Source organism: Lacinutrix sp. MEBiC02595 (genome assembly GCF_053601555.1).
The window spans coordinates 1-5,017 of the sequence record NZ_JBSHNU010000095.1; the positions used below are offsets into that span (position 1 = coordinate 1).

Annotated in this window: 5 protein-coding genes; all 5 read right to left on the bottom strand. The window is 28.4% G+C overall.

Translation table 11 applies throughout. The annotated features are described in order from the left end of the window. Positions 1-250 precede the first annotated feature (250 nt). Positions 251-850, bottom strand: coding sequence for a tetratricopeptide repeat protein (locus ACVCZW_RS00430; RefSeq protein ID WP_452231348.1), 600 nt, complete (start codon positions 848-850; stop codon positions 251-253). 159 nt (positions 851-1,009) lie between these two features. Next, complete coding sequence (locus ACVCZW_RS00435; RefSeq protein WP_452231349.1) at positions 1,010-2,146, bottom strand: hypothetical protein; 1,137 nt, start codon at positions 2,144-2,146, stop codon at positions 1,010-1,012. Positions 2,147-2,308: 162 nt separating this feature from the next. Continuing rightward, positions 2,309-2,887 (bottom strand): hypothetical protein, encoded by a 579-nt coding sequence (locus tag ACVCZW_RS00440; protein WP_452231350.1) that lies wholly within the window; start codon positions 2,885-2,887, stop codon positions 2,309-2,311. A 214-nt stretch (positions 2,888-3,101) separates the two neighbouring features. Continuing rightward, complete coding sequence (locus ACVCZW_RS00445; protein ID WP_452227661.1) at positions 3,102-3,566, bottom strand: hypothetical protein; 465 nt, start codon at positions 3,564-3,566, stop codon at positions 3,102-3,104. A 180-nt stretch (positions 3,567-3,746) separates the two neighbouring features. Then, positions 3,747-4,832: a serine hydrolase domain-containing protein gene (locus ACVCZW_RS00450; protein WP_452231351.1), complete on the bottom strand. Its 1,086-nt coding sequence runs from the start codon at positions 4,830-4,832 to the stop codon at positions 3,747-3,749. Between the last annotated feature and the right edge of the window lie 185 nt (positions 4,833-5,017).

Genomic DNA, 5,017 nt, shown 5'->3' on the forward strand with positions numbered 1-5,017 from the left:
ATAAAATCAAACAGAATCCAATCCGTAACGTTTTTCAGATTACATTATTCATCTGAGTAATTATTCCCTTGTTGGAAGTTCAGACTTATAGATTTTCCAATAATTTTTGTTGGTGAGTAACTTATAGATAACGTGTTTGTATATGCTTTGTTGCGTGATTAAGCAACTAAGTTAGTAAATAAAAATGGAATAGAAAATCCGCGAGGATTTTCGTAAACAAGCTAGAACCAGCAATAAAATATATACGTTGTTAGCCACAGTTGTTTTCGTAAGTTTTGTAAAATTTCTCATATTGAGTTTTAAGCTTAGAATCGTTTTTCATTCCTTTTGCCTTATCCAAATGTTCTTTAACTTTTAGACAATCTAAACCATCATTAAAATACATCAAAGCCATATAATAATTAGCGCAAGAAGTCCAAAAATCAGAATTACATTTCTGAAGCATTTGGTTTATAATATATTTCCCTTTATCAAATTCAGTTAAGGTTAAGTAAGTTCGAGATTCATTAATGTAGTTTGGCCAGTATGTTGGGTCCAATTCTCTTCCTTTTTTAAAATATTCAATAGCCTCTTTATATTTTCTTTGAGTTGCAGAAGTTGTTCCTAATTCGTTAAAAGTAATTGGGTTTTTTTCAAATTTCAATGACGATTGAAAATAGACAATTGCTGAGTCATATTCCATTTTTTGATATTTTTCAATTCCTTCATTATATAGAGATATTGCAGTATCGTTGACGATATTCTGTTTTATTTCAGTTTTTGGATTATATTTTTTTAAAGGGTTTCTTTTTTCTGTTTCCGATTTACAGGAAATGACTAAAATTATAATTAAAATCGAAAAGTATTTCATTCAGCAGTATTTGTGTTTAATTGTGGCTAACGTGTTTGTATATGGTTTGTTGCGTGTTTAAGCACTAAATTTAGCAAATAAAAACCGAATAGAAAATCCGCGAGGGTTTTCGTAAGCAGGCTAGAACCAGCAATAAATTATATACGGTGTTAGGCACAGTTATTTTAGTTCTACAAATTTCATGTTATCTTCATGATACGTATATATTTTAGTTATTTCTTCCTTTACAAATTTGTTCTTTTTCTCATCAAATTTTCCGGAAATATAATCTACAATGCAAAGAAGTTTTTCATTTTGTATAGTAAATTTATTCATAACATTAGAAGCCGACCACGATTTCGTATGCTCCAAGTCACCATAAGAATTATTCATTTCTTTTATGAATTCATCTACATCGATACCATCTATACCTTGATTAGCAATAGAAAATATATTTAAAGATTCTTGAAAATTTATAATATTTACAAATTTTGTTGATATATATTCAATTCCTTGTATCTGAGTTATATTATTTAGCTCCAAAAAGGTGAAATTTCCAATTTGTTTAATTTTTGGTAAGTGATCAAGAGGAGTTACTCCTGTTTCGAATTTTTCAACCATATTTACAAAAACCCAATTATTACCTTCTTTTACAAATTTTATTACACTAAAAGCAGAGTCACCTATTTGATATGGATTCAATCCTCTCTGAAAATCACCGTCACCGAGCTCATCATATAATGGATAATTTCCAAATATGGCTAAAGAATATTGTTTGCTTTCTAAATTATAATTTTCAAATTTGAGAAATTCAATTTCATATGATTCCTCGGTGGTTATATAAGTTGCAATACTATCTGTTTTATATTCTTTTGCTTCAAAATATGTTTCTAGTAATTCTTTACTTTTTAATTCAGTAACTTCTTGTTTTTTTACTTTTTTTGAACTTACTAATGTTTTACTTTTTGTAAAAAGAAAAGGAACCTTGACTTTTCCGTTTATATCATTCCATTCTCCGTTATAGCCGCTTTCGGAATATTTACCTGAAAACAATCCTGTAATTTCATTTTCGTTGTTAAATTCATATATCCTTAGTTCGTCATTTTCTATTTGTCCTTTTAGTTTTATTTGTTTGTTATTTACGTTTTTGTAAGTGAATAGACCATTGAAAAAGTCTCCATCTTTTTCTAAAGACATTTGAGCATCAAATTCTCCTATTTTTCCTGTTAATAGAATGTCAATATTTTGAGAATTACTCTTACAACTCGCAAGAATAAGCATTAATAATAATAATAATAATAATATATTTGGTTTCATGTTTTTGATTTTTTTTTAATTGTGCCTAACGTGTTTGTATATGGTTTGTTGCGTGTTTCAGCACCTAATTTAGCAAATAAAAACCGAATAGAAAATCCGCGAGGGTTTTCGTAAGCAGGCTAGAACTAGCAATAAATTATATACGGTGTTGTACAACGTTTTTTATTCCATTATTTGTTCAATTAAATTTTGATCAACATTATCCGTATTCATTTTTACATACCTAAACGATTTCACTTTTGAGTTATTAAGTTCAATAGTTAAAATCTTATTTTTATTCGAGTAAGCAATCCCATTATCAAAAGTCAGATAGTCTGTTCCAAATTCCGATTCCAATTCGGTTTTCGTTAATCCGTAAAGATTGGCTTTTCCTAAATCGGAATCTGGATTAAAAATTCTGAATTCAATCAAAGCTTCAGTTTCGTCTTCATAAGTATGTTTGTTTTTTCCATATTTGAAAACTACTATTTCATCGATTTTAATTGATTCCTTTTTAAAGTCAGGAAAGAAATAAGAATAGAAAATAGAATCTTTGTTTTTAGGATTAAAATAGTATGCTTTTCCATTGCTCACGCTTGTTGTAACATCTCTCTTTTTCTTTGTCTTAAATTCCTGCAAATCAAGTGGGTTTTCAAGAAAAGAGTGCAGTTTAGAATTGCCAATATAATTTTCGACTTTTTCAATTTTCAATCCAGTCGAATCAACCACAATTTGGACTTGTTCAGTTTCTTTATCGGTCACATTTTTGCAACTCATAAAAACTAAAAATAATGTCGTTAAAACTCGGATTTTCATTGCTTGGTCAAAATGTTGTACAACGTGTTTGTATATGGTTTGTTGCGTGGTTAAGAACGTAATTTAGCAAATAAAAACCGAATAGAAAATCCGCGAGGGTTTTCGTAAGCAGGCTAGAACCAGCAATAAATTATATACGGTGTTAGCAAATGTTATTTTTCTATCCATATGTTTCCATCATTCGCTCTATCGTTTCCCAGCCAGAATCTAATTGTAAACTACAACCAAAATCAAATAATAAATTTTCACTTGAATATATTTTTTCCAATTTTTCTTGTATTAAATCTTGGTCCTCAAAATAAAACAACATTTCAATTCCAGTTTCAGTTGGGATTCTTGAAATTAGATGTGTAATACAAGCTTTATTCAATTCAGTTTCTAAATATGTTTGAATTTCTCCATAATCTAATTCATTCATATCTTCAAAGTCAACAGTTAAAATCCCAAGAGTTTCACAGAATTCTTTATAAGCATAATCTTTGTAGCCAATATTTATCCAAGCAGTTGACATTTCTCCATTTTCTGATGTCACTTCGACAATAGATATTTTAGTTTCAGGAAAAGCCTTCCCTGAATCTTTTATTTCTTGCCAATTTATTTTTTTAGTAAATATTTTTTTAAACATTATCGGTCGTTTTTTTAATATTTGCTAACGTGTTTGTATATGATTAGTGGCGTGTTTAAGCACCTAATTTAGCAAATAAAAACCGAATAGAAAATCCGCGAGGGTTTTCGTAAGCAAGCTAAAACGAGCCATTAATTATATACGGTGTTACCCAACGTTTTTTCACTATTCAGATTGTTCTTAATTCAAATGCTGTTTGTAATTCTTGATAAGATACTCTATAAATTTATTTATCTCACTTGAATTTGTTGGTCTCTGATTAAATAGAATTATAATAGCAACCTTTTCATCTGGCACTATAGCTGTTCTACTAAAAAACACATCTCCACTTCCGTCGTGAGTACTAATGCTATAAGAATTTAATTTATCTGATTCCCAACCATAGTTCCATTTTTTAAATGAGTTATGTAATTGCTTGTAACTCGTACTCTTTAAAAAATTATCCTTACCTAATAATCCATTTAAGTGTAATTGTACATACAATGAGTACTCAAAAGTTGACATAGATAATCCCCAACAAGGTAGCTGGAAATCCGAATAATAATTATCTTCGGATAGGTTGAATATATTTTTATCATTTGATGACATATTATGTCCCCAAGTATCGTTTTCATTATTTATGTTTGGATATCCAACTGAATAATTCAATGATAAAGAATCTAGAGTTTTATTCATTAAAATTTCAAAATCAACTCCTGCTGTTTTTTCTAGCATTAATCCAGCCATTATATAACCAACATTAGAATACGTGTTTTTAGGTTTTCGAGATTTTGTTAATGATAATTTAGCTAGTTCATACCTTTTATTTGATTTTGTTAAATCAGAATCTATTTTAGTTTTATTATAAATATAAAAATCATTAATTCTAGCTTTATGAGAGAGTAATTCGCCCAAAGTGATTTGTGAATATTTATCAGCGTTTTTAATTTGTAATAATTCTGGAAACACGTCAAAAAATCTTGTATCAAAACTAATTAAACTGTCTTCTTCCATTTTTTTTGCAATTAAAGAAGTAAATGATTTGGTTAAGGAAGCAAGAAAGAAGTTGTTTTGTAAAGTTATCTTTTGATTGTGATTATATTTTAATGTTCCAGCAACACCATAATATATATAATCTTGTTGAACAATCGAGACAGTCATTCCAACAAAATTATATTTGGATATATAGTCATTACTTAATGAATCTAACCATTTATTATTCTGTTGAGAAAAACTAAAATTGAAAATAAATATGAATAAAATAAATAATTTCATTGATTGATACATACTCTGATTTTTTCCAGTTTTGGGTGAGTTTTTAAATGTTGGGTAACGTGTTTGTATATGATTAGTGGCGTGTTTCAGCACCTAATTTAGTAAATAAAAACCGAATAGAAAATCTGCAAAGATTTTCGTAAGCAAGCTAAAACTAGCCATTAATTATATACGTTGTTATCTATAGGTCTTTTCAT

Bases quoted from the DNA above. Each gene is read 5' to 3' on its own strand.
- ACVCZW_RS00430 (WP_452231348.1), bottom strand. From the start codon at position 850: ATGAAATACTTTTCGATTTTAATTATAATTTTAGTCATTTCCTGTAAA.
- ACVCZW_RS00435 (WP_452231349.1), bottom strand. From the start codon at position 2,146: ATGAAACCAAATATATTATTATTATTATTATTATTAATGCTTATTCTT.
- ACVCZW_RS00445 (WP_452227661.1), bottom strand. From the start codon at position 3,566: ATGTTTAAAAAAATATTTACTAAAAAAATAAATTGGCAAGAAATAAAA.
- ACVCZW_RS00450 (WP_452231351.1), bottom strand. From the start codon at position 4,832: ATGTATCAATCAATGAAATTATTTATTTTATTCATATTTATTTTCAAT.